Origin of the sequence: Streptomyces sp. NPDC056373 (assembly GCF_042262425.1) — a bacterium.
Classification (GTDB): Bacteria; Actinomycetota; Actinomycetes; order Streptomycetales; family Streptomycetaceae; genus Streptomyces.
The window spans coordinates 94,057-115,143 of the sequence record NZ_JBHJPX010000024.1 but is presented as its reverse complement, the minus strand read 5'-3'; the positions used below and the strand labels follow the sequence as shown (position 1 = coordinate 115,143).

The following is a 21,087-nucleotide window of genomic DNA, read 5'->3' as shown; positions in this document are numbered from 1 at the left end:
CGACGGTCAGTTCGCTCGGCTTCGCGGCCGGGCCGCTGATCGGCGGTGTGATGCTGAACCACTTCTGGTGGGGCGCGATCTTCCTCATCCACCGCCCTTCGCCGTCCGCACCGAAACTCCGTTGTACGCCGTATAGGAACTGTTCTACGGTGTACAGCATGACAACGTCCCCCCAGGAAAAGGCCCCGTCGATCCCCACGCAGGGCGGTCACCCACAGCGCTGGCTGATCCTCGGTGTCATCTGCCTCGCGCAGCTCACCGTGCTGCTCGACAACACGATCCTCAACGTGGCCATCCCCTCGCTCACCCGCGAGATGGACGCCTCGACCGCTGACGTCCAGTGGATGATGAACGCCTACTCCCTGGTGCAGTCCGGCCTGCTCCTCACCGCCGGCAACTCCGCCGACCGCTACGGCCGCAAGCTGATGCTGATGTCGGGCCTCGCGATCTTCGGCGTGGGGTCGCTGGCGGCAGGGCTGTCCCAGAGCCCCGCCCAGCTGATCGCGGCCCGTGCGGGCATGGGCGTCGGTGGCGCGCTGCTGATGACCACGACCCTCGCCGTCGTCGTGCAGATCTTCGACGACCAGGAGCGTGTGAAGGCCATCGCCCTGTGGTCGACGGTCAGTTCGCTCGGCTTCGCGGCCGGGCCGCTGATCGGCGGTGTGATGCTGAACCACTTCTGGTGGGGCGCGATCTTCCTCATCAACATCCCGGTCGCGGTGCTGGGCCTGGTCGCGGTCGCCGCACTGGTGCCGGAGTCGAAGCACAAGGCCGGTGACCGGCCCGACCTGCTGGGCGCGGTCCTGTCGACGATCGGCATGACGGCCGTCGTCTACGCGATCATCACCGGGCCCGAGCACGGCTGGACCTCCGCGCAGGTGCTGGTCTCGGCGCTGCTCGGCCTGGCCGTGCTCGGCCTGTTCGTGCTGTGGGAACTGCGGACCGAGCACCCGATGCTCGACATGCACTTCTTCCGCAACCAGAAGTTCGTCGGCGCGGTCGCGGGCGCGATCCTCGTGGCCTTCGGTATGACGGGGTCGCTGTTCCTGCTCACACAGCACCTGCAGTTCGTCCTCGGGTACGAGCCGCTGGACGCCGGGCTGCGGACGGCGCCGCTGGCGCTGACCGTCGTCGCGCTCAACTTCACGGGGGTCGGGGCGAAGCTGGTGCTGAAGGCCGGTACGCCGGCGGCCATCGCGCTCGGTATGACGCTGGTGTCCGCGGGACTGGCGGCGATCGCGCTGCTCGGTGGACACGGATACGGCGGAATGCTGCTCGGCCTGGTCGTGATGGGCGCGGGTGTGGCGCTGTCCATGCCGGCGATGGCCAACGCGATCATGGGGGCGATCCCGCCGGAGAAGGCGGGGGTCGGAGCGGGGATCAACGGAACCCTCGCGGAGTTCGGCAACGGGCTGGGCGTCGCGGTGCTCGGTGCGGTGCTCAACTCGCGGTTCGCGTCGCTGGTCGCCGTCTCCGCGGCGTCGTTGCCGGCGGCCCTGGCCTCCGCCGACTCGGCCGCGGAGAAGGCGCGCATCTCCGACGCGTTCGCCTCCGGGCTGGAGACCAGCCAGCTGGTCGGGGCGGTCGCCGTGCTGGCGGGTGGGTTGGTCGCGGCGGCGTTGCTTCGGCGGGCCGAGCGGGCAGAGTCCGCCTAGGAGGTCGGGACTGACGGCTGTCGTGCGGGTGCGGGTCCGCTGTGGACGTTCGCGCCCACGCGGCGGAGCCGCACATCGACACAGCCCCGCGCCCCTGAAAGCGGCGCGTCTAGCATGAGCGGCGTTGAAAGATCGAGGAAGGTGCGCCATGGCGAAGCCGGCCGAGAAGGCTGCCCGGTCCAGTGTCTGGCTGGAGGGCAAGGCGCACCGGCGGCGCGGTGGCGGGCAGCCCTCGGGGCTGGACCGGGACCGGATCATCGAGGTCACCGTGCGGCTGCTGGACGCCGAGGGGCTGGCCAAGTTCTCCATGCGGCGCCTCGCCGGGGAGCTGAACGTCACCGCGATGTCCGTCTACTGGTACGTCGACACCAAGGACGATCTGCTCGAACTCGCCCTCGACAAGGCCATGGGCGAGATGCGGCTGCCCGATCCGGACGCCGGCGAGGACTGGCGCGACCAGGTGCGGGCGCTGGCCCGGGAGTACCGGACACTGCTGGTGCGGCACCCCTGGGTGTCCGCGCTGGTCGGGGTGTACCTCAACATCGGCCCGCACAATCTGGCGTTCGCCGGGACCGTGCAGCGCGTCGTCCGCAGGACCGGGCTGCCCGCGAAACGCCTGACGAGCACGATCTCGGCCGTCTTCCAGTTCGTCTACGGCTACGGCACCCTGGAGGGCCATCTCGCGTCCAGGGCCGCGGCCGGCGGTGTCAGCGTGGACGAGTACTTCCAGCAGGCCCTGAGCGCGGTGACCGCCGCCCCGCAGGCCGCCGACGTCCTGCGGGAGTCCCGGGAGATCATGGCGGCCCGTGGCGGCGACACGGTCGCCGAGATGCTGGAGCGCGACTTCGAGTACGCGCTGGAGCTGCTGATCGCGGGCATCGAGGCGATGGTCGCCCGCGAGAGCGGTACTCCCGGGGACTAGTCCCCTTCCACCAGTCGCGCCGGGAACCCCCCGGTCGCCACCGGGCCCCACCGGTCCGGCGTGATCCGGATGATCGACTTGCCCTGCTTGAGCATGGCCGCGCGGTACTCGTCCCAGTCGGGGTGCTCACCGGCGATGTTCCGGTAGTACTCCACGAGTGGTTCGACGGAGTCGGGGGCGTCGACGACCTCGGCCGTGCCGTCGATCTGGACCCAGGGGCCGTTCCAGTCGTCGCTGAGCACGAGCAGGCTGACCCGGGGGTCCCGCTTGACGTTGCGCGTCTTGGCGCGCTCCGGGTAGGTGGAGACGACGATCCGGCCGGAATCGTCGACACCGCAGGTCAGCGGGGAGCCCTGGGGGCTGCCGTCGGCCCGCCGGGTCAGCAGGATCGCGTGGTGCCGGGGGCGTACGAAGTCGAGCAACTCGTCCAGGGTCACGTGGGTGTTCGTCGCGATGTTCGGTGCCATGTGCGGCAGCCTACGACGCCAGGGCCTCGACGAGGTCGTCGTACACGGGCACGTCCCGGCGCATCCCGGTCAGCTCCAGGACCCGGCTCGTGATCCCCTCGGGCCGGGCCACCAGACGCACGACGGCCCCGGGGCGCAGCCGCCGCCGTATGTCGTTGATGAGGCGGATGCCCTGGGAGTCCATGAAGGAGGTCGTGGTCAGGTCGAGGACGAGGACTTCCAGCCGGTCGCCGCGGGCCCGGGCCGCGGACAGGACGAGCGGCAGCAGCTCCGCCGCGTTGCAGAAGTCGATCTCGGCGGGCATGGCGAGGTGGACGCGGCCGGGGAGGTCGCGCGGTTCTGTGGGATTCGTGAAGAGGGTCACGGCTCACCTGGCAGACGTTCGTCCGGATTCCGGTAAGGCCGCTTCCTGACCCGAAGGCCATTCCACCATGCGGGGGGCGGGCGGTGGAAGCTCCCGGCGGCGCCGTCGGCCGGACGTCACCCGGAGGCAACCGAGCAGTTAGAGTGCTGTCCGTCCTGTGCTCGCAGTCGGGAATGTGCTGCGGAGCTCTCCTGCGCACGGCCATGGCCGTGCATGCCGAAGAGGTTCGTGGTGGCTGCGTCCGAGTTTCCTGATTTGCCCCTTTTTCCGGCTGGCGTCGAGCTGGCCGAGGCCCTCACGGTGGCTTCTCAGCAACTGCACGAAACCCTCACGCCCCACAGCACACTGCGCACGGCCGTCCGGCTGGCCGTGCATCTCCTGCCGGGCGCCGAGCACGCAGGCATCTCCGTCATCGAGCGCGGCAACAAGCTCCGCACGCTGGCCTGGACCGACGAGGTCGTGCGCTCCGCCGAGGCCCGGCACACCGGCCGCGAACAGCACGAACTGTGGGACCAGTTGTGGAACAACCCCATCGCGCGGATAACGGACAGCGAGGCCGACGACGGCTGGGACGTGCTCGCGGCCCTGGGACTGCGCTCGGCACTGTCGCTGCGGCTGCGCGCCGACCGCCGCAAGCTGACCGTGCTCACGGCCTACGCGCGAAAACCGGGCGCCTTCGACGAGGAGGCCACGCGCGTGGGCCGGCTGTTCAGCGCGCACGTCAGCATCGCCCTGGACTCCGCCACCGTGCGCGAGCAGCTCACCGAAGCCATGCACACCCGGGACCTGATCGGCCAGGCCACCGGCATTCTCATGGAACGCCAGGGCATCGACGCGGCCGCGGCCTTCGAGAGCCTGGTGCGGGCCTCCCAGCGGGAGAACGTGAAACTGCGCGACCTCGCCCGCCGGATCGTGGGCGGCAACACCCCCTGACGTGAGGTGGATTACTTCAGGGGCGTGTTCGGCCGAGGACGGGATACCCGTACGGCCATGAGCTCCGAGACGTCCGACACGCTGGACCAGGCGATGGTGCGCAGCAGCGGTCTCGACACCCTGCTGCGCGATCTGACCGACCGCGCGGTGCAGGACGTGCCCGGCGCCGACGCGTGCAGCATCACCGTGCGCCGCGCCGGCCGGCTGCTCACCCTGGCCGGCAGTGACGGCATGCCCAGCGGCCTGGACCTGCGCCAGTACGAGAACGGCTCGGGCCCCTGCGTCGACGCGGCCGAGACCGGGGAGGAGCAGTACGCGCCGGATCTCGCCGAGGAGTCCCGCTGGCCCGCGTACACGGAGTACGCGCTGTCCGAGGGCGTGCGCTGTGTGCTGGCGGTGCCGGTCGTCGTCGAGAGCGAGAAGGGCGCCGCGCTCAACTTCTACGGACTGCGGGCCGGGGCGCTGGACCCGGGCCGGGACGCGGCCCGTGCCTTCGCGGCCCGGGCCGGGGACGCCATCGACGTGGCGCTGCGCATCGAGCGCCGGCACCAGTCGGCGGCCGACGTGCGCACCGCGCTGCTCTCCCGCAGCGTCATCGACCAGGCGATCGGCATCCTGATGGCCCGGGAGCGCGTCGACGCGCACAGCGCGCTGGAGCGGCTGCGCCGGGCCTCGCAGGACCGGAACGTCAAACTCCGCGATCTGTGCGGCCAGTTGGTGGCGCGGGTGTCCGCCCCGGACTCACGCCGCCGGAAGTGACTCGCCCTGCACGGCCTGGATGTCCAGCTCCACCTTCAGCGTGGTGCCGATGGCGGCGATGCCGGCCTGCAGGACCTGGTTGTAGTTCATCGCGAAGTCCTCGCGGTGCAGTTCGGTCGTGGCACGGAACGCCGCCCGGGTGCCGCCCCACGGGTCCGGGCCCGTGCCGAGGTAGGCCAGGTCCAGGTCCACGGGCCGTACGACCCCGTGCATGCCCAGCTCGCCGCGGACGGTCCACCGGTCGGACCCGGCCGCCGTCAGCCCCGTCGACCGGAAGGTGATCTCCGGGAACCGCTCGACGTCCAGGAAGTCCGGCGACTTCAGGTGCCCGTCGCGCATGCCGTTGCCGGTGTCGATCGACGCCGCCCGGATCACCGCCTCCACCCGCGACTTGGTGACGTCGTCCGGGGCGATCTCGATCGCGCCGGAGAACTCCGTGAACCGGCCGTGCACGCTGGAGATGCCCAGGTGCTGGGCCACGGCGGCCACGCTGGAGTGCACCGGGTCCACGGTCCACGGCCCGGGCGGCGGCAGCTCGGTGCCGCCCTGCCGGGCCAGCGTCACCGTGCCGACCTCGGCCCGCCCGCTCGCGGTGACGATCACACTGGAGGCCGCGGGCGCGTAGCCCACAGCCGTGACGATGACGGTGTAAGCCCCCGCCTCCATCGGCGTCGTGTCCCGCACGGCGCCCTCCGCGTCGGCCTCGGCCCGCAGCACCTGCGCGCCGGTCATGTCCGCCACCGTGACGACCGCGTGCGACACGGCCCATCCGTCGCGGGTACGGATCCTCGCGGTCAGTCCCATCTCACCCAACTCCTCTGAAAACAAACCGGCCCGCGACAGGGGGCGCACCTCCGCTCAGAGCGCGCCCCACTGCCACGGGCCGGGGTCGGACTACTCGCCGGGGTGGGCGAGTTCGATGTCGTGGCCGTCGGTGCCGGGGCCCGCGACGGTCAGGGCGGTGGCCACCGGCGGGTAGCCCGTGGCGATGACCGTGTACTCGCCGCCGTCCAGGTCGGTGAAGGCGTACGCCCCGTCCGTGCCGGTCGTGGCCGAGCCGACGACGTTGCCCGCCTGGTCGACCAGCGTCACCCGGGCGTCGGCCAGCGGGCCGTGCGGGGCGCGGACGACACCCTGGACGCGGGCGCCCGAGTCCAGGTCGATCTCGACCCGGGTGACCCCGGTGCCGCCCACCTCGACGGGCAGGGCACGCGGCCGGTACCCGGCGGCGTTCACCGCGACGGTCACCGCCCCCGGCACCAGCTCGGCGAAGGAGAACTCGCCCTGTTCACCCGTGGTCCCGTTGGCCAGCAGGTCCCCGCGCACATCGGTCACGATGACCATGGCGTCCTTGACCGGCCGGCCGCTCTCGGCGGCCCGCACCAGGCCGGTGAGCCCGCTGGTGCCGCTGAGCAGGATGTCGTAGGCGACCGGCTCGCTGTTCACCACGACCGTGGAGGCCTGCGGCTGGAAGCCGTCGGCGGAGGCGATCAGGACGTAGGAGCCGGCGCCCGGGGCGTCCACGGCGTACGAGCCGTCGGCCTGCGCCACGGACCGGCCCAGCTGACGCCCGCCCAGCGAGATCAGCGTGACGGCGGCCTGCGGCACGGGCGCGGACTCGTTGCCACGCACGAAACCACGCACCGGAACACCACCGGAGGCCCCCTCCGGACGCTCCGCCGTGGCGACGGCGGCGAGCCGCTGGGTGCCCTCGGGCCCGGTTCCGTCGGCGGCCCCGGTCTCGGCCCAGCTCGGCGCGGTCTTCTCCGCGGCGGGGGTCTCGACGGCGACCGCCTCGGCGGGAGCCACGGCAGGCGTCTCGGACTCGGCGGCCTGCGCCAGCCCACCCTTCGTCTTCAACGGGACCTCCTTGATGAACAGCGACACCAGCAGGGCGAGCAGCGCCAGCGGGGCCGAGTAGAGGAACACGTCCGCGACACCGTGCCCGTAGGCGCTCTCGACGACCGTGCGGATCGGCGCGGGCATGGCGTCCAGGTCGGGGATGCTGCCCCCGCCCGTACCGGCGTGACCGAGGGCCGCGCCCTTCGCGCCCAGGTCGGCGAGGCCGTCCTTGACGTAGTCGGTGATCTTGTTGCCCAGGACCGCGCCCAGCGCCGAGACGCCCACGGCACCGCCCAGGGACCGGAAGAAGGTCACCGTGGAGCTGGCGGCGCCCAGGTCGCCCGGCTCCACCTGGTTCTGCGTGCAGAGCACCAGGTTCTGCATCATCATGCCGATGCCGAGGCCCATCAGCGCCATGAAGATCGCTATGTGCCAGTACTCGGTGTCGTACCGGATCGTGCCCAGCAGACCGAGGCCGGCCGTCACCAGCACGCCGCCGCCCAGCAGCCATCCCTTCCAGCGCCCGGTCCGGGTGATGATCTGCCCGGAGACCGTGGAGGAGACGAAGAGACCCGCGATCATCGGGATCGTCATGACGCCGGACATCGTCGGGGACTTGTCCCGCGCCAGCTGGAAGTACTGGCTGAAGAAGACGGTGCCGGAGAACATCGCGACGCCGACGAACAGGGAGGCCACGGAGGCCAGCGTGATGGTGCGGTTGCGGAACAGCCGCAGCGGGATGATCGGCTCGCTGGCCTTCGCCTCGACGAGGACGAACAGCGCCAGCAGCACCACGGAACCGCCGACCATCGCGTACGTCTGCCAGGAGAGCCAGTCGTACTTGTCACCGGCGAAGGTGACCCAGACCAGCAGCAGGCAGACGGCCGCGGTGATGAAGAAGGCGCCGGCCCAGTCGACCTTGACCTTCCGCTTCACGACGGGCAGGTGCAGGGTCTTCTGCAGCACGATCAGGGCGATCACCGCGAAGGGCACGCCGACGTAGAAGCACCAGCGCCAGCCGAGCCAGTCGGTGTCGGTGATGACGCCGCCGACCAGCGGGCCGCCGACCATGGCGGTGGCGAAGGTGGCGCCGAGGTAGCCGTTGTAACGGCCGCGCTCACGCGGCGAGATCATCGCCGCCATGATGATCTGGGCCAGCGCGGACAGGCCGCCCATGCCGATGCCCTGGACCGCGCGGAAGGTGATGAGCATGCCCGGGTTCTGGGACATGCCCGCCGCAGCCGAACCCAGGACGAAGACGACCAGCGCGAGCTGGATCAGCAGCTTCTTGGAGAACAGGTCGGCGAGCTTGCCCCACAGCGGGGTGGAGGCCGTCATCGTCAGCAGGGACGCGGTCACGACCCAGGTGTAGGCGCTCTGGCCGCCACCGAGGTCGCCGATGATGCGGGGCAGGGCGTTGGAGACGATCGTCGAGGACAGGATCGCGACGAACATGCCGAGCAGAAGGCCGGTGAGGGCCTCCATGATCTGCCGGTGCGTCATGGGAGCGCCGTCGCCGTGGGAGCCGTGGGAGCCTCCCCCGTGCTTGGCATGAGCCCGCACACCGGCTGGTGTGGTCGTTGCCATGGGCTTCCTTTTCTTACGTGCTTGCGGGTGTACGGGTGGTCTGGTCGAAAGCGGGTGGTGCGGCCCGGGGCCCGGAACGGCAGTCGAAGCTCTCCCTCAGCCGCGCCATGAGGTCCGTGAGCTGGCCGACCTCCTCGTCGGTCCAGTCGCTCAGGCGCTCGGCGAGGAGCTCGGTGGTCCGCCGGGACAGCTCGTCGAGCTGTGTGTGGCCCGCGGGTGTGAGGCGCAGGATGCGTGAGCGTTTGTCCGCCGGGTCGGGGGAGCGTTCGATCCAGCCCCGGTCCACGACGTGCGCGACGTGGCGGCTGGTGACCGACATGTCCACCGCGAGCAGCTCGGCGAGCTTGCTCATGCGCATGTCGCCGTGACGGCCCAGCAGGGTCAGCACGGCCGCCGACCCGCCGGGGCACTCGGCGGGCATGAGCCGTCCGAGTTCCCGCTTCACGGCGCCGAAGGCGCTGAACTGGCGGACCAGCTCTTCGTACTGCGCCTTTTCGGCCATGACACCTCCCGCTTTCGTTGCTTGGGGCAACCATAGAAGCTGTTGGTTGCTGCAGGCAAATAAAAGAGGGTGGGTACGGTATAAAAACTTGGCAAAGGCAAGTATTGCGGCAGTAAACACGCTGGTGGTGAGCCCGGCGGTAAGGGTCACTCACCCCCGAACGGAACCCGAACCCCCACTTGGGGAGCCCCGCCGTTTTCGCTAGGGTCTCGGGCCATGGCTAACAACCAGGCCCCGCAGGGCAATCACGACCCCGCCGGCAGCACCCAGATGTTCCGCGCGTTCGTCGACGAGGCCCCGCAGGGCCGTCAGGCAGCGGCCCCCACCAGCAGCGGCCCGCGCGTCGGCCTCATCCTCGGCGTGGTCGTCGCGGCAGCGGTCATCGCGGCGGTCGCCTGGCTGGCGCTGGCGTAACGCGTACGCCTGCTGTCGCTTCCGGGCGCCGGCCGTTGCTGCTGGGCCCTGAGCAGCGCGGTGCCCGGCGTTGGCGCCGGGCCGGGCGGGTGCGCAACCTGGCGGGGCGGGGTGCCTCTGCGCCCACCCGTGCCGCCCCTAGCGGCACGCATGCCCGCAGCGGCGGGAGCGGTACGCATGCCCGCAGCTGGGCGAGCCACGACGCTCCCGCGCCCGCGTACGGCGAGAAGGGGACGTGTCGGGGGGTGTCCGCCCGCAGCGGTTGTCGCGTCAACGAACAGTCGGTCGGCACGCAACCCCATCGCGACGTTCCGAGGACGGACACCCCCCGGCGCGGCCCCGACCCACCACCCGGCGAAGGCGGGGGACGCGCACCCCCACCCGGCAAGCCGCGCAGCCCACCCTGCACAGGGCGAAAGCCGCGCAGCCCACCCTGCACAGGGCGAAAGCCGCGCACCCACCCTGCACAGGGCGAAAGCCGCGCACCCCCACCGAAGCGGCACAGGCGGAAGGCGCACCACACCCCCACCCACCCGGCACAGGCAAAAGGCGCGGCCGAAACGACCGCGCCCCAGCCCTCCACCAGACTCCACCAGGCCTCACCAGACCCTGCGAGGCCTCACCAGACCCCGCCGGACTCCGTCAGGACCCGCTCAGTCCGAGATCAGGCCTTCCCGGAGCTGCGCCAGCGTCCGGGTCAGCAGCCGGGAGACGTGCATCTGCGAGATGCCGACCTCCTCACCGATCTGCGACTGCGTCATGTTCGCGAAGAACCGCAGCATGATGATCCGCCGCTCACGGGGCGGCAGCTTCGCCAGCAGCGGCTTCAGCGACTCCCGGTACTCCACGCCCTCCAGCGCGGTGTCCTCGTACCCCAGCCGGTCCGCCAGCGACCCCTCGCCACCGTCGTCCTCCGGCGCCGGCGAGTCCAGCGAGGACGCGGTGTACGCGTTCCCCACCGCCAGCCCGTCGACGACGTCCTCCTCGGACACCCCGAGCACGGCGGCCAGTTCGGTCACCGTCGGCGACCGGTCCAGCTTCTGCGAGAGCTCGTCGCTGGCCTTGGTCAGCGCGAGCCGCAGCTCCTGCAGCCGGCGCGGCACCCGCACCGACCACGACGTGTCCCGGAAGAACCGCTTGATCTCCCCGACCACCGTCGGCATCGCGAACGTCGGGAACTCCACGCCCCGTTCGCAGTCGAACCGGTCGATCGCCTTGATCAGCCCGATCGTGCCGACCTGGACGATGTCCTCCATCGGCTCGTTCCGGGACCGGAACCGCGCGGCGGCGTACCGCACGAGCGGGAGATTGAGCTCGATGAGCGTGTCACGGACGTACGCACGCTCGGGGCTGTCCTCGTCGAGCGCGGCCAGCCGCAGGAACAGGGAGCGGGACAGGGTGCGGGTGTCGATGGCGCCCGCAGCCGGAAGGACCGGAACGGGCTCGGCCGGGAGGGCCGGTACCTCATCGATGGAGCCGAGTGAGTCGAGAGCATGGGGAGCTGTCTCGCTCTCCGCGAGCGTGAGCACCTTCGAGCTGCCCTGTTCTGCGGACATGCCACCCCCTTTGGGTCGCGGGACGGTCGCGGCGAACGCCCCCGCTTGAGGAACGCAGCCTTCACCTGAATACCGGAGCCGAAGCTCCGGCAAACGCGCTTCCCGCAGAATGTCACATGTCGGCAACACGCTGTAGTGACATGTCGACATCTGAGACGCGAATACGCCCTGCAAACAAGGGGTCTGACGACTTTTCGGCTTTCAACTGTCGGCAACCGCCCTGATGAGCGATTCCCTCCTCACGGTGACCTCTCGCTAACGTTTGCGGTTACGCGTCGATACGGTTCGCAGACCGCAACCTCTGGAAACTGCGCGCGAGTAGCCGCGACACATGCATCTGCGAAACGCCGAGCTCCGCACTGATCTGAGACTGCGTGAGATTGCTGTAGTACCGCAGCAGCAGGATCCGCTGCTCCCGCTCGGGCAGCTGGACGAGCAGATGCCGGACGAGGTCCCGGTGCTCCACGCCGTCCAGCGCGGGATCCTCGTAGCCGAGCCGGTCCAGCAGCCCCGGCAGGCCGTCGCCCTCCTGTGCGGCCTCCAGGGAGGTCGCGTGGTACGACCGCCCGGCCTCGATGCAGGACAGCACCTCGTCCTCCGTGATGCGCAGCCGCTCGGCGATCTCCGAGGTCGTCGGGGTCCGCCCGAAGGAGGTCGTCAGATCCTCCGTCGCGCTGTTCACCTGCACCCACAGCTCGTGCAGCCGGCGCGGCACATGGACGGTGCGGACGTTGTCGCGGAAGTACCGCTTGATCTCGCCGACGACGGTCGGCATCGCGAACGTCGGGAACTGCACGCCCCGCTCCGGGTCGAAGCGGTCGATGGCGTTGATGAGCCCGATCGTGCCGACCTGGACGACGTCCTCCATCGGCTCGTTGCGGGAGCGGAACCGGGCGGCCGCGTAGCGCACGAGCGGGAGGTTCGCCTCGATGAGCGCCCCGCGCACGCGGTCGTGCTCCGGGGTGCCCGGCTGGAGCTCCTTGAGCTGTGCGAAGAGGACCTGGGTGAGAGCGCGGGTGTCGGCGCCGCGGCTGCTCCGCTGGGGCGCGGCCGGAGCGTCTTCCGGCGATGCCGCCTGAGGGGGTGCTCCCTGGGGGGTGGACGAGGGTGACGCTTGAGGGGACGGTGCCTGAGGTGCGGTACTGGCCAGCACGGTCAACTCCACCTCGTCGTCGTCAACGCATCCGTCAACTCTTCCATCAAAAGCGGTCATAGCATCACAAGACATGTACTCTGTGTGCAAGCACCCCATAACTACGTGTTGAGTGATGAAAGCCGCACGAATCAACTCGCGCAACACAAAAGCCCCCTGTCGAGGCGACAGGGGGCGGAGGCGGCCGGTCTCGGAGCCGGTCTCAGAACTCGTAGTCAGCGATCACCCACGTGGCGAACTCCCGCCACAGCGCGACCCCGGCCTGGTGGTCCGGGTGCTCCACGTACCGCCGCAGCGCGTCCGCGTCGTCGCAGGCCGAGTTGATGGCGAAGTCGTACGCGATGGGACGGTCGCTGACGTTCCAGCCGAGCTCCCAGAAGCGGAGCTCCGGGATCTTGTCGCCGAGCGCGCGGAAGGCTTCGACGCCCTTCACGACCCGGGGGTCGTCACGTTCGACGCCCTCGTTGAGCTTGAAGAGCACCAGGTGGCGGATCATCACTTTGCTCCGTTCGCAACCCATGTGGCGAAATCGCCGAGAGCCCCGGCGGCGTCCGATATGCCCTGGAACCCTACAAGAACGTACTCGGATGCCTTCCTCGGGTCCGTGACGATCACGTACATCACGAAGACCACGACGACGTAGACGGCGACCTTCTTCGCGTTCACCGCCACCGCGGCCTCCCCTGTCACTGGTGTCCCATGCAGCGCACATGATCGCACGAAGGGCCGATCACCCGAAGTGGCAGATCGCACGAAGGGCTTGATCGCACGAAGGGCCCCGTCTGACGACGGGGCCCTTCACAAGCGGTAGCGGAGGGATTTGAACCCTCGGTGACTTGCGCCACACTCGCTTTCGAGGCGAGCTCCTTCGGCCGCTCGGACACGCTACCGAGGGAGACCTTACAGCAAGGAGCCGCCTGCTTTGAAATCGGTATTCAGCGACCGCGGAAGAAGTCGGTGAGCAGCCCGGCGCACTCCTCGGCGAGCACGCCCTCGATCACTTCGGGCCGGTGGTTGAGCCGTCGGTCGCGGACGAGGTCCCAGAGGGATCCGGCCGCGCCGGCCTTCTCGTCGCGGGCGCCGTAGACCAGCCGGTCGACGCGGGACTGCTGGATCGCGCCCGCGCACATCGTGCAGGGCTCCAGCGTCACCACGAGGGTGCAGCCGGTCAGCCGCCACGTGCCGAGGGCGCCCGCGGCCCGCCGGAGGGCGAGCAGCTCCGCGTGGGCCGTGGGGTCCCCGCCGGCCTCGCGTTCGTTGTGGCCGGCCGCGAGCACGGTCGTGCCGTCCGGGGCCAGGACGACGGCGCCGACGGGGACGTCCCCGCCACGGACGGCCCCGGTGGCCTCGTCCAGGGCGTGCCGCATCGCCGGCCGCCATGGGTCCCGGACCGGATCCCGCAGTCCCGCGCTGCCACCACTGGTCGGCGGGCGGTCCTCAGGGTCCGGCACTCCCGCGCTGCCACCACTGGTCGGCGGGCGGTCCTCAGGGTCCGGCACTCCCGCGCTGCCACGACCGGTCAGCGGACGGTCTCCAGGGTCTCCGAGGCGCCCAGGGACTCGGCGATCTCGGTGACGGCGTCCGTCGACATCAGCCGCAGGTCCGTCTCGCTCACGCCGAGGTCGTCGAGGATCAGCGCGTCGCCGACCGGGCCGTGCGGCACGGAATCGGAGGCGACGGCGGCCCCGGAGCCGCCCTCGGCATCCTCGTCGTCGTCCCCGTCGGACTCACCGTCCTCGGTGCCGTCGAGATCGAGGGCGTCGAGATCGTCCCCGTCGTCCGGGTCCCGGCCGAGCAGCTCGTCGGTCAGCAGGATCTCGCCGTAGCTGCTGCGGGCAGCGGCGGCGGCGTCCGAGACGTAGATGCGAGGGTCCTCCTCACCGTCCACGCGGACGACGCCGAACCAGGCGTCCTCCTGCTCGATCAGCACGAGCACCGTGTCCTCGTCGGGAGAGGCTTCACGGGCCAGGTCGGCGAGATCCGACAGGGTTTCCACATCGTCGAGCTCTGTGTCGCTCGCTTCCCACCCGTCTTCGGTGCGCGCGAGCAGTGCGGCGAAGTACACCGTGACTCTCCCACTGGTCATAGGCGTGCCGGTTGGGGGTCCCCCCGGCGGAGGTTACGGGCGGGGAGTGCTCGTCCGAGCCCCGCCCACTCGGAATCGTGGCAGAAACAAGGCGTTCAGGGGACGTCTTCGGCTCCCTGTGTCCGGCACTTCTGCTCGCACGCCCGTTGCCGCCACCTGCGGATCGTACGCGGCTTTGCCCCGCTGCACGCACGGTCACCCGCGAGAATCTCCGCGCGGTTCGTGATCTTTGCCGGGGGTTTCCTCACCCGTTCCCTACCAGCGGAAGGTGCGCATGCGCATGGCGTGCCGCAGCCGGGCCGTCTTGACGCGGCGCGGCTGGACGCGGTCGCGCAGCGCCCGGGCCTCGGCCAGATCGCGCAGGAACCGGGCGCGACGCCGGCGCCGCTCGGCGTCGGACTCGTCGGTCCCGTCCGTCCGGTCGGGCGTCGGGCCCGTCCCCGGCCACATGCGCGGCAGTGGATCGTCTCGGAATTTCCGGTCCGGCATCAGGTTCACCACCCCTAGTCCGTCCCTTCCGCCTTCCCCCGGACGGGCGGTTTGACGCCGGTGACCGGGTGACGGCCGGACGGCGGGCTTGCCGTGCGGGCCGGTGCGGCCCGCACGGTTAATGTTGTGGACATGCGTCTCCACGTCGTCGACCACCCTCTGGTTGCCCACAAGCTCACCACGCTGCGCGACCAGCGCACCGACTCCGCGACCTTCCGCCGTCTCGCCGACGAGCTGGTCACCCTGCTCGCCTACGAGGCCACGCGTGACGTGCGCACCGAACAGGTCGACATCCAGACGCCGGTCGCGCGGACCACGGGCGTCAAGCTGTCGCACCCGCGGCCGCTGGTGGTGCCGATCCTGCGGGCCGGGCTCGGCATGCTGGACGGCATGGTCCGGCTGCTGCCGACCGCCGAGGTGGGTTTCCTCGGCATGATCCGCAACGAGGAGACGCTGGAGGCCTCCACGTACGCGACGCGGATGCCCGAGGACCTGTCGGGCCGTCAGGTCTATGTGCTGGACCCGATGCTCGCCACCGGCGGCACGCTGGTCGCGGCGATCCGCGAGCTGATCCGGCGTGGCGCGGACGACGTGACCGCCGTGGTGCTGCTGGCCGCGCCGGAGGGCGTCGAGATCATGGAGCGCGAGCTGGCCGGCACGCCGGTGACGGTGGTGACCGCCTCGGTCGACGAGCGGCTGAACGAGCACGGCTACATCGTGCCGGGCCTCGGAGACGCGGGGGACCGTATGTACGGGGCGGCCGAGTAGGCCGGACGGCCTCTCAGCAACCCTTCTTCGTCGTGGGCGCCGGCTCGGGCGTGGCCAGCTCGGTCAGCGCCCGGTCGGCGTCCGGCCTTTTCGCCAGCTCCTTGAAGCGGTCCCCGATGACGAGGTCGACGGCAGCGCCCTTGCGGGCCGCCTCGGTACGCCGTTCGGCGCCCGGGAGCTGCGTGCCGAGCACGGGCAGCGAGGTGTCGAGCGCGGCGGCGGGCCCGAGCAGCAGGCCGGCGCCCTTGACCTTCTTGTCGTACTGCTTGGTCGCGTTGCCCACGTCGCCGATCTTGAAGCCGCGCTTCTTGAGCTCGTCGGCGGTCTTCTTCGCCAGGCCGCCGCGGGTGGTGGCGTTGAGCACGTTGACGGTGATCGTGCGCGGCTCGGGCAGGGCCTTGGCGCTCGGCGAGGGGCTCGCCTTGGTCTTGATGCCGCAGTCCGTCCCGTCACCGGCCGCCGAAGCCTTTCTGCCGCCGCCGGTGAAGACGTCGATGAGCTGCAGCGTGCCCCACCCGCCCACGCCGAGGACGACGACGGACGCGACGGTCAGGACGACGAGCCTGCCGCGCCGCCGGGGCCGACGCATCTTGGGGTACTTGTTGCCCGTGATGCGGTACTTGCCGCCCATGCCGGGGGGAGTCAGCATGCTCATGAGCGCAGCGTAGTGCGCCTGGGCGACGATGCCTACTAGATGATCATTCGACATCGCCCAGCGGAACCCGAAAGGGCCAACCCGCGACCGGCGGGGATCAGTCGAGCTCGAGCACCCGGGCGTGCAGCACCTGGCGCTGCTGGAGCGCGGCGCGCACCGCGCGGTGCAGTCCGTCCTCCAGGTACAGGTCGCCCTGCCACTTCACGACGTGCGCGAAGAGGTCGCCGTAGAACGTCGAGTCCTCGGCGAGCAGCGTTTCCAGATCGAGCTGACCCTTGGTCGTCACGAGCTGATCGAGGCGGACCGGGCGCGGCGCGACGTCCGCCCACTGCCGGGTGCTTTCCCGGCCGTGGTCGGGGTACGGCCGGCCGTTTCCGATGCGCTTGAAGATCACACGGAAAGCCTACCGGTCAAGACCTTCCGGGCGCAGCCATGGCGCCGAGGTGCGACGCTGAAAAAAACCCCGCAAGGCGGTACGAACCAGGAACAGGGGCGTGAACATGCCGGACCGCGAGACCATGCCGTCGGCCGCCGCCCCCGAGGTGTCCGCCCGTGCCGCCGCCCTCCCGCAGGACGCCCTGCGGATCGCTTCCGGCTACGCCTTCTCCGGCCCGGCCCTGCATCTGGGTGCCCTGCTGTGGGACGGGCAGTGCCTGCCGGACGCGCAGGTCCGGGTGCCGCTGGCGATGCTCAACCGCCACGGGCTGGTCGCCGGCGCCACCGGCACCGGCAAGACCAAGACGCTCCAGCTGATCGCCGAGCAGTTGTCCGCCCAGGGCGTGCCGGTCTTCCTGGCCGACATCAAGGGCGACCTCTCCGGGATCGCCGAGCCCGGCCGCCCGGACGCCCGGGTCGAGGGCCGGGCGGCGGATGTCCACCAGAGCTGGACGGCGACCGGCTTCCCGGCCGAGTACTTCGCCCTCGGCGGCATCGGGCGCGGCGTCCCGGTCCGGGCCACGGTCACGGGCTTCGGGCCGGTACTGCTGGCCAAGGTGCTGCGGCTGAACCGGACCCAGGAGCAGTCGCTCGCGCTGATCTTCCACTACGCCGACAGCAAGGGCCTGGAGCTGATCGACCTGAAGGACCTCCGGGCGGTGGTGACGTTCCTGACCTCGGACGAGGGCCGCCCGGAGCTGAGGACGACCGGCGGTCTGTCGGCGGCCACGGCCGGGGTGATCCTGCGGTCCCTCACCGCCTTCGAGGCGCAGGGCGCGTCCGGCTTCTTCGGGGAGCCGGAGTTCGACACGGCCGAGCTGCTGCGTACGGGTGAGGACGGACGCGGCGTCGTGTCGGTCCTGGAGCTGAGCGCCGTGCAGGACCGGCCTCAGTTGTTCTCGACGTTCCTGATGTGGCTGCTCGCCGATCTCTTCCACGATCTGCCCGAGCTCGGCGACGTCGACAAGCCGCGGCTGGTGTTCTTCCTCGACGAGGCGCACCTGCTCTTCGACGACGCCTCCGAGGCGTTCCTGGAGTCGATCACGCAGACCGTGCGCCTGATTCGCTCGAAAGGGGTCGGGGTCTTCTTCGTGACGCAGTCCCCGAAGGACGTACCGGCCGAGGTCCTGGGCCAGCTCGGCAACCGTGTCCAGCACGCGCTGCGGGCTTTCACCCCCGACGACCAGAAGGCGCTGAGCGCCACGGTGCGGACCTTCCCGAAATCGCCCTACGACCTCGAGGAGGTGCTGACGAATCTGGGGACGGGGGAGGCGGTGCTGACGGTGCTGAGCGAGAAGGGCGCCCCGACCCCGGTCGCCGCGACCCGGCTGCGGGCACCCGAGTCGCTGATGGGGCCGCTCGGGCAGGAGGCCCTGGAGCGGGCCGTCGCTCGGTCGCCGCTGTACGAGCGGTACGCGAGGGCCGTCGACCGGGAGTCCGCGTACGAGCGACTGGAGCGCGGCCGGGGCGCGAAGGGGCCCGACGAGATGCGGGACGCGGTTTCCCCGGGACCCCGGGAAGAGGAACGGCCGTCCGCCGTGGAGCAGGTGGTCGGGAGCGGGGTGTTCAAGTCCCTGGCCCGGTCGGTCGGGACGCAGATCGGGCGGGAGATCACCAGGTCACTGTTCGGCACGGCCCGGCGCAAAGGGCGACGGGGGCGTTAGGCCGGGGGTGCTTCGGGGAGTTCGTCGGGGTGGTGGGGCGTCAGGTCGCCGGTTCTGTCAGGTGGCGGAGGCGTCGGGCCGGAGGGGGAGGGCTTCGGGGCGGCGGAGGCGTGGGTTCGCCTCCGCCGTGTGGTGGGTCAGCCGCGGTCTTCTCTTCTTCCCTTCGGGGGCTGTGGCGGCTTCCGGGTGTCCGGCTGGGTGTGGGGCTTGGGGGCGCTGCGGGCGGCCTCCGCGCGCAGGAGGGCGCGCAGGACCGCGTACGGGTCTTGGAGCATGGCTGGTTCCTCGTCGTTCCTCGTCGTTCGTGCTGGTTGCGTGCGGGACGGGCGGACGGGCCGTTGTGTGGCCGGTCCTGTCAGCAGCGCAGAACTTCGGAACGCGGAGGGCGAGGGCCGTGCGGCGCGCTCGGCGGTACGCGCACGGACCGCTGTGTGGCGTGCGCGGGTCCGGGGTTCGGGAGCGGGGCCGGGGCCGGCGGGGCGGCGACGCGGCGGACGCCCCGGGCCGGTGGGCGCAGGGCCGTGTCGAGGAGGTCGCACTCGACGGTGGTGTTCTCCCCGGACACGGGGGCCGTCCACCCCGAGTGGGCCTCGGCGTGGGCGCCCGGGACGAGGAGGGCGAGCAGCAGGACGAGCACCCGCAGCCAGGCGTGCCGGCGCGGGCCGCGGGGGGCCGGCCGCGGTGTGGGGGTCACGGGAGGTTGTTCCCCGCGGCGGCCACGCCGTCCGTCCCGCCTACGGCGAGATCCGCTCGCTCGGCCCACGCGCGGGAGCCGCTCGGTGGCTCGGTCATGGTCCATGCTGCGAACGGGCCGCAAGCGGCCGCCACCCGGAACGACCATGCGGCTGACGTGCCCGCCCCGACCGACCCGCCGCCCGGCCGACCGACCCGCCGCCCGGCCGACCGACCCGCCGCCCGGCCGACCGACCTGGCCGACCCGCCGACCCGCCTCGGCGGACCGGCCCGCCCCCGCCTCGACCGGCCCGCCCGCGCCTCGACCGACCGGCCCGCCGCCCCGCCTCGACCGACCGGCCCGCCGCCCCGGCCGCACGGCGCCGAGGCCGAAGGTCCAGCGCAGCTCGCCGTGGTCGGCGGCGACGGAGCCCAGCAGGAAGAACGAGGACCCACCGCCCCGCCTCGGCCGACCGGCCCGCCCCCGCCTCGACCGGCCGACCCGCCGCGACCGACCGGCCCGCCGCCCCACCTCGACTGACCGGCCCGCTGCCCCGCCCCCACCGACTGGCCGACCGGCCCGCCGCCCCGGTCGGCGGCCCGGGAAGTCGGCGTTCTCGTTCTGGCGGCGCCTACCGGGCCGGGGTCCTACCGGGCCGGGCCTACCGGGCCGGGCCTACCGGGCCGGGCCTACTTGCCGGAGGCCTTCGCCGCCTTCGCTGCCGCCTTCATCTCCTGCTTGTGTGCCCGTACCTTGACCAGCGACTCGGGGCCCGTGATGTCGGCGACCGAGCGGAACGAGTCCGGCTCGCCGTAGGAGCCCGCCGCCTCGCGCCAGCCCGTGGGGCGCACACCGAGCTGCTTGCCCAGCAGGGCGAGGAAGATCTGGGCCTTCTGCTTGCCGAAGCCGGGCAGTCCGGCGAGGCGCTTCAGCAGTTCCTTGCCGGTGCCGGCGTCCTTCCAGACGGCCTCGGCGTCACCGTCGTACTGCTCGACGAGGTACTGGCACAGCTGCTGGATCCGCTTGGCCATGGAGCCCGGGTAGCGGTGTACCGCCGGCTTCTCGGAGAGCAGCGCGGCGAAGGCCTCCGGCTCGTGCGCGGCGATCTCGTGCGCGTCCAGGTCGTCCGCGCCGAGTCGCCGGGCGATCGTCGCCGGGCCCTTGAACGCCCACTCCATGGGGACCTGCTGGTCCAGCAGCATGCCGACCAGCGCGGCGAGCGGACTGCGGCCGAGCAGCGCGTCGGCCTCGGGATCCTGGGCGAGGTGAAGAGTGACGTCCATGCCCCGATCATCCCCCGGGCCGGGCCCGCCCGCTGCTCAGGCCACCCACCGGCAGCCCGGCGCGTGCATCCGCTGCTCAGGTGGCCCGCCAGTAGCCCAGCGCGTGGACCCGCTGCTTGGGCAGCCCCAGTTCCTTGCGGACGTAGGTCGCCAGGGCCCGGGTCGTCGCCGTGTCGCAGGCGATCCAGACGTAGGGGTCGGCCGTGTCCTGGAGCAGGGCGGGCAGGTCCGACTTCACCCGGTCGACCAGGTGGGCGCCGGAGTCCCGGCGGGGCACCTTCCGGAGCTCGTGCCTTTCCGGGTCGGCACGGAACGGCAGGGCGTCGTCGCCGCCCTCGAACCAGACGGTGGCCGGTGCGGAGCCCAGGGCGTCCAGGAGGGAGTTGACGGCCGGGAGCGAGGCCGGGTCGCCGACGGCGAAGACGTGCGAGGGTGCGGGGCTCGGGTGCTCGAAGCCGGTGCCCTGGACGGTCGCCTCGATGGTGTCGCCCGGTTTCGCCGCCCTGGCCCAGTCGCTCGCGCACCCCTCGTGCAGGGCGAACTCCAGGCCGAAGGTGCCGGCCTCGGCGTCCGGGTCGACCAGCGTGTAGGCCCGCTGGTGCGGCTTGCCCGCGTTGTCGAACCACAGCCGTACCCACATGGTGGGGTGCACTCCGGTCGTTGCCAGCAGACCGCCGTCGGTGAAGCGCAGCCGCCGGTAGTCCGGGGTGACGTCCTCGACGTCCGTCACCGTGAACTCGAAGTCCTTGGCGCGCAGCAGTCTGAGGACCGCGCCCTCCCAACCCCGCCCCTGCCCCATCGTGTTTCAGCCCCTCGCGTACGATTCCGGCCACAGCTTTGACTTAGGCAAGGCTAACCTAAAGGGAAGTGGGGGTACAGC

General features: G+C 71.3%; 26 protein-coding genes and 1 tRNA gene. 8 read left to right on the top strand and 19 right to left on the bottom strand.

Annotation, left to right across the window (positions count from 1 at the left end; all coding sequences use genetic code 11):
• Positions 1 to 158 precede the first annotated feature (158 nt).
• Together ACFCXS_RS36645 and ACFCXS_RS36640 are read left to right on the top strand one after the other, a co-directional pair.
• Complete coding sequence (locus ACFCXS_RS36645) at positions 159 to 1,655, top strand: MFS transporter (protein WP_376647669.1); 1,497 nt, start codon at positions 159 to 161, stop codon at positions 1,653 to 1,655.
• 148 nt (positions 1,656 to 1,803) lie between these two features.
• Positions 1,804 to 2,577 carry a TetR/AcrR family transcriptional regulator gene (locus ACFCXS_RS36640; RefSeq protein ID WP_376647668.1) on the top strand — a complete coding sequence of 258 codons (774 nt, stop codon included), beginning with the start codon at positions 1,804 to 1,806 and terminating at the stop codon, positions 2,575 to 2,577.
• Here ACFCXS_RS36640 and ACFCXS_RS36635 read toward each other — a convergent pair.
• Positions 2,574 to 3,044, bottom strand: a complete 471-nt coding sequence (locus ACFCXS_RS36635) for a PPOX class F420-dependent oxidoreductase (RefSeq protein ID WP_376647667.1) — start codon at positions 3,042 to 3,044, stop codon at positions 2,574 to 2,576. The two genes, ACFCXS_RS36640 and ACFCXS_RS36635, sit on opposite strands and share 4 nt — an antisense overlap.
• Before the next feature lie 10 nt (positions 3,045 to 3,054).
• The gene (locus ACFCXS_RS36630; RefSeq protein ID WP_376647676.1) at positions 3,055 to 3,348 is read right to left on the bottom strand and encodes an STAS domain-containing protein; all 294 of its coding nucleotides are present in this window, start codon (positions 3,346 to 3,348) and stop codon (positions 3,055 to 3,057) included.
• Between the two features lie 273 nt (positions 3,349 to 3,621).
• Between ACFCXS_RS36630 and ACFCXS_RS36625 the strand changes: the two genes are divergently transcribed.
• Complete coding sequence (locus ACFCXS_RS36625; RefSeq protein WP_376647666.1) at positions 3,622 to 4,341, top strand: GAF and ANTAR domain-containing protein; 720 nt, start codon at positions 3,622 to 3,624, stop codon at positions 4,339 to 4,341.
• A gap of 57 nt (positions 4,342 to 4,398) precedes the next feature.
• Positions 4,399 to 5,100: a GAF and ANTAR domain-containing protein gene (locus tag ACFCXS_RS36620; RefSeq protein ID WP_376647665.1), complete on the top strand. Its 702-nt coding sequence runs from the start codon at positions 4,399 to 4,401 to the stop codon at positions 5,098 to 5,100.
• Here the strand turns inward: ACFCXS_RS36620 and ACFCXS_RS36615 are convergent.
• The 3 genes from ACFCXS_RS36615 to ACFCXS_RS36605 all read right to left on the bottom strand — a co-directional run bounded on the left by ACFCXS_RS36615 (position 5,083) and on the right by ACFCXS_RS36605 (position 9,031).
• Positions 5,083 to 5,904, bottom strand: coding sequence for a YceI family protein (locus ACFCXS_RS36615; protein ID WP_376647664.1), 822 nt, complete (start codon positions 5,902 to 5,904; stop codon positions 5,083 to 5,085). The genes ACFCXS_RS36620 and ACFCXS_RS36615 overlap by 18 nt on opposite strands.
• A gap of 90 nt (positions 5,905 to 5,994) precedes the next feature.
• The gene (locus ACFCXS_RS36610) at positions 5,995 to 8,529 is read right to left on the bottom strand and encodes an MFS transporter (RefSeq protein ID WP_376647663.1); all 2,535 of its coding nucleotides are present in this window, start codon (positions 8,527 to 8,529) and stop codon (positions 5,995 to 5,997) included.
• Positions 8,530 to 8,542: 13 nt separating this feature from the next.
• On the bottom strand, positions 8,543 to 9,031 hold the full coding sequence (locus tag ACFCXS_RS36605) for a MarR family winged helix-turn-helix transcriptional regulator (RefSeq protein ID WP_376647662.1): 489 nt from the start codon (positions 9,029 to 9,031) through the stop codon (positions 8,543 to 8,545).
• Positions 9,032 to 9,247: 216 nt separating this feature from the next.
• Here ACFCXS_RS36605 and ACFCXS_RS36600 point away from each other — a divergent pair, with 216 nt between their 5' ends.
• Positions 9,248 to 9,445, top strand: coding sequence for a hypothetical protein (locus tag ACFCXS_RS36600; protein ID WP_376647661.1), 198 nt, complete (start codon positions 9,248 to 9,250; stop codon positions 9,443 to 9,445).
• Between the two features lie 653 nt (positions 9,446 to 10,098).
• Here the strand turns inward: ACFCXS_RS36600 and ACFCXS_RS36595 are convergent.
• The 8 genes from ACFCXS_RS36595 to ACFCXS_RS36560 form a co-directional block, all read right to left on the bottom strand.
• A complete protein-coding gene (locus ACFCXS_RS36595; RefSeq protein ID WP_376647660.1) occupies positions 10,099 to 11,001 on the bottom strand; it encodes an RNA polymerase sigma factor SigF in 903 nt (300 codons plus the stop codon).
• Between the two features lie 268 nt (positions 11,002 to 11,269).
• Complete coding sequence (locus ACFCXS_RS36590; protein WP_376647659.1) at positions 11,270 to 12,154, bottom strand: RNA polymerase sigma factor SigF; 885 nt, start codon at positions 12,152 to 12,154, stop codon at positions 11,270 to 11,272.
• Positions 12,155 to 12,356: 202 nt separating this feature from the next.
• The gene (locus ACFCXS_RS36585; RefSeq protein WP_031105389.1) at positions 12,357 to 12,650 is read right to left on the bottom strand and encodes a Dabb family protein; all 294 of its coding nucleotides are present in this window, start codon (positions 12,648 to 12,650) and stop codon (positions 12,357 to 12,359) included.
• A complete protein-coding gene (locus tag ACFCXS_RS36580; protein WP_376647658.1) occupies positions 12,650 to 12,826 on the bottom strand; it encodes a hypothetical protein in 177 nt (58 codons plus the stop codon). The genes ACFCXS_RS36585 and ACFCXS_RS36580 overlap by 1 nt, the downstream gene beginning before the upstream one ends.
• Before the next feature lie 133 nt (positions 12,827 to 12,959).
• Positions 12,960 to 13,044: transfer RNA gene (locus ACFCXS_RS36575), tRNA-Ser, on the bottom strand.
• A 45-nt stretch (positions 13,045 to 13,089) separates the two neighbouring features.
• A complete protein-coding gene (gene tadA / locus ACFCXS_RS36570) occupies positions 13,090 to 13,521 on the bottom strand; it encodes a tRNA adenosine(34) deaminase TadA (protein WP_376647675.1) in 432 nt (143 codons plus the stop codon).
• A 152-nt stretch (positions 13,522 to 13,673) separates the two neighbouring features.
• On the bottom strand, positions 13,674 to 14,219 hold the full coding sequence (locus ACFCXS_RS36565) for a hypothetical protein (protein ID WP_376647674.1): 546 nt from the start codon (positions 14,217 to 14,219) through the stop codon (positions 13,674 to 13,676).
• 276 nt (positions 14,220 to 14,495) lie between these two features.
• On the bottom strand, positions 14,496 to 14,729 hold the full coding sequence (locus ACFCXS_RS36560) for a hypothetical protein (protein WP_376647657.1): 234 nt from the start codon (positions 14,727 to 14,729) through the stop codon (positions 14,496 to 14,498).
• Positions 14,730 to 14,861: 132 nt separating this feature from the next.
• Here ACFCXS_RS36560 and upp point away from each other — a divergent pair, with 132 nt between their 5' ends.
• The gene (gene upp, locus ACFCXS_RS36555; protein ID WP_104778992.1) at positions 14,862 to 15,497 is read left to right on the top strand and encodes a uracil phosphoribosyltransferase; all 636 of its coding nucleotides are present in this window, start codon (positions 14,862 to 14,864) and stop codon (positions 15,495 to 15,497) included.
• 13 nt (positions 15,498 to 15,510) lie between these two features.
• Here upp and ACFCXS_RS36550 read toward each other — a convergent pair whose 3' ends face one another.
• A complete protein-coding gene (locus tag ACFCXS_RS36550) occupies positions 15,511 to 16,128 on the bottom strand; it encodes a LytR C-terminal domain-containing protein (RefSeq protein ID WP_376647673.1) in 618 nt (205 codons plus the stop codon).
• A gap of 121 nt (positions 16,129 to 16,249) precedes the next feature.
• Entirely contained in the window at positions 16,250 to 16,546 is a 297-nt protein-coding gene (locus ACFCXS_RS36545; protein WP_003999914.1) for a type II toxin-antitoxin system VapB family antitoxin, read from the bottom strand.
• A gap of 106 nt (positions 16,547 to 16,652) precedes the next feature.
• Here ACFCXS_RS36545 and ACFCXS_RS36540 point away from each other — a divergent pair, with 106 nt between their 5' ends.
• Entirely contained in the window at positions 16,653 to 18,251 is a 1,599-nt protein-coding gene (locus ACFCXS_RS36540; RefSeq protein WP_376647672.1) for a helicase HerA-like domain-containing protein, read from the top strand.
• A gap of 137 nt (positions 18,252 to 18,388) precedes the next feature.
• Here ACFCXS_RS36540 and ACFCXS_RS36535 read toward each other — a convergent pair whose 3' ends face one another.
• Positions 18,389 to 18,526: a hypothetical protein gene (locus ACFCXS_RS36535; RefSeq protein ID WP_376647656.1), complete on the bottom strand. Its 138-nt coding sequence runs from the start codon at positions 18,524 to 18,526 to the stop codon at positions 18,389 to 18,391.
• Between the two features lie 80 nt (positions 18,527 to 18,606).
• Positions 18,607 to 18,945 carry a hypothetical protein gene (locus tag ACFCXS_RS36530; protein ID WP_376647655.1) on the bottom strand — a complete coding sequence of 113 codons (339 nt, stop codon included), beginning with the start codon at positions 18,943 to 18,945 and terminating at the stop codon, positions 18,607 to 18,609.
• Positions 18,946 to 19,101: 156 nt separating this feature from the next.
• Here ACFCXS_RS36530 and ACFCXS_RS36525 point away from each other — a divergent pair, with 156 nt between their 5' ends.
• Positions 19,102 to 19,464, top strand: a complete 363-nt coding sequence (locus tag ACFCXS_RS36525) for a hypothetical protein (RefSeq protein ID WP_376647654.1) — start codon at positions 19,102 to 19,104, stop codon at positions 19,462 to 19,464.
• Positions 19,465 to 19,613: 149 nt separating this feature from the next.
• Here the strand turns inward: ACFCXS_RS36525 and ACFCXS_RS36520 are convergent, their stop codons facing one another.
• Both ACFCXS_RS36520 and ACFCXS_RS36515 read right to left on the bottom strand, forming a co-directional pair.
• Positions 19,614 to 20,207: an HhH-GPD-type base excision DNA repair protein gene (locus tag ACFCXS_RS36520; RefSeq protein ID WP_376647653.1), complete on the bottom strand. Its 594-nt coding sequence runs from the start codon at positions 20,205 to 20,207 to the stop codon at positions 19,614 to 19,616.
• A gap of 76 nt (positions 20,208 to 20,283) precedes the next feature.
• Positions 20,284 to 21,006 carry a siderophore-interacting protein gene (locus tag ACFCXS_RS36515; protein WP_376647652.1) on the bottom strand — a complete coding sequence of 241 codons (723 nt, stop codon included), beginning with the start codon at positions 21,004 to 21,006 and terminating at the stop codon, positions 20,284 to 20,286.
• Between the last annotated feature and the right edge of the window lie 81 nt (positions 21,007 to 21,087).

Bases quoted from the DNA above. Each gene is read 5' to 3' on its own strand.
- ACFCXS_RS36645 (WP_376647669.1), top strand. From the start codon at position 159: ATGACAACGTCCCCCCAGGAAAAGGCCCCGTCGATCCCCACGCAGGGC.
- ACFCXS_RS36640 (WP_376647668.1), top strand. From the start codon at position 1,804: ATGGCGAAGCCGGCCGAGAAGGCTGCCCGGTCCAGTGTCTGGCTGGAG.
- ACFCXS_RS36635 (WP_376647667.1), bottom strand. From the start codon at position 3,044: ATGGCACCGAACATCGCGACGAACACCCACGTGACCCTGGACGAGTTG.
- ACFCXS_RS36630 (WP_376647676.1), bottom strand. From the start codon at position 3,348: ATGCCCGCCGAGATCGACTTCTGCAACGCGGCGGAGCTGCTGCCGCTC.
- ACFCXS_RS36625 (WP_376647666.1), top strand. From the start codon at position 3,622: ATGCCGAAGAGGTTCGTGGTGGCTGCGTCCGAGTTTCCTGATTTGCCC.
- ACFCXS_RS36620 (WP_376647665.1), top strand. From the start codon at position 4,399: ATGAGCTCCGAGACGTCCGACACGCTGGACCAGGCGATGGTGCGCAGC.
- ACFCXS_RS36615 (WP_376647664.1), bottom strand. From the start codon at position 5,904: ATGGGACTGACCGCGAGGATCCGTACCCGCGACGGATGGGCCGTGTCG.
- ACFCXS_RS36610 (WP_376647663.1), bottom strand. From the start codon at position 8,529: ATGGCAACGACCACACCAGCCGGTGTGCGGGCTCATGCCAAGCACGGG.
- ACFCXS_RS36605 (WP_376647662.1), bottom strand. From the start codon at position 9,031: ATGGCCGAAAAGGCGCAGTACGAAGAGCTGGTCCGCCAGTTCAGCGCC.
- ACFCXS_RS36600 (WP_376647661.1), top strand. From the start codon at position 9,248: ATGGCTAACAACCAGGCCCCGCAGGGCAATCACGACCCCGCCGGCAGC.
- ACFCXS_RS36595 (WP_376647660.1), bottom strand. From the start codon at position 11,001: ATGTCCGCAGAACAGGGCAGCTCGAAGGTGCTCACGCTCGCGGAGAGC.
- ACFCXS_RS36585 (WP_031105389.1), bottom strand. From the start codon at position 12,650: ATGATCCGCCACCTGGTGCTCTTCAAGCTCAACGAGGGCGTCGAACGT.
- tadA (WP_376647675.1), bottom strand. From the start codon at position 13,521: ATGCGGCACGCCCTGGACGAGGCCACCGGGGCCGTCCGTGGCGGGGAC.
- ACFCXS_RS36560 (WP_376647657.1), bottom strand. From the start codon at position 14,729: ATGCCGGACCGGAAATTCCGAGACGATCCACTGCCGCGCATGTGGCCG.
- upp (WP_104778992.1), top strand. From the start codon at position 14,862: ATGCGTCTCCACGTCGTCGACCACCCTCTGGTTGCCCACAAGCTCACC.
- ACFCXS_RS36550 (WP_376647673.1), bottom strand. From the start codon at position 16,128: ATGGGCGGCAAGTACCGCATCACGGGCAACAAGTACCCCAAGATGCGT.
- ACFCXS_RS36540 (WP_376647672.1), top strand. From the start codon at position 16,653: ATGCCGGACCGCGAGACCATGCCGTCGGCCGCCGCCCCCGAGGTGTCC.
- ACFCXS_RS36535 (WP_376647656.1), bottom strand. From the start codon at position 18,526: ATGCTCCAAGACCCGTACGCGGTCCTGCGCGCCCTCCTGCGCGCGGAG.
- ACFCXS_RS36520 (WP_376647653.1), bottom strand. From the start codon at position 20,207: ATGGACGTCACTCTTCACCTCGCCCAGGATCCCGAGGCCGACGCGCTG.
- ACFCXS_RS36515 (WP_376647652.1), bottom strand. From the start codon at position 21,006: ATGGGGCAGGGGCGGGGTTGGGAGGGCGCGGTCCTCAGACTGCTGCGC.